The sequence below is a fragment of the Rhodoplanes roseus genome, from assembly GCF_003258865.1.
GTDB lineage: Bacteria > Pseudomonadota > Alphaproteobacteria > Rhizobiales > Xanthobacteraceae > Rhodoplanes > Rhodoplanes roseus.
Genome location: NZ_NPEX01000896.1, coordinates 1 through 257, shown reverse-complemented (window position 1 = coordinate 257; position 257 = coordinate 1). Strand labels below are relative to the sequence as shown.

The 257-nt window shown below is 58.4% G+C and carries 1 protein-coding gene; it reads left to right on the top strand.

All coding sequences use genetic code 11. The annotated features are described in order from the left end of the window. The coding region (locus tag CH341_RS32905; RefSeq protein ID WP_210208743.1) for a GFA family protein at nucleotides 1–257 on the top strand (257 nt) is incomplete at both ends.

Here is a 257-nt window from a genome sequence, read left to right as displayed (position 1 = left end):
TCTTAAAGATAGAGCCGGTCGTCATAACGCTGCCGACGGCGAGCGGGCTTCCTCACGACGTCTATCGCTGCCCGAACTGCCAGATTGCGTTGTGGAGCGATTACGGACGCCGCGGTGTTTTGAGCTTCCTGCGGGTCGGAACGCTCGACGCTCCGCATGTGTTCGTGCCGGACGTCCATATCTACACGCGCTCGAAAGTTCCGTGGCTCGAATTGCCGGCGAATGTCCCGGCTTTTGAGGAATATTACGATCTCGAG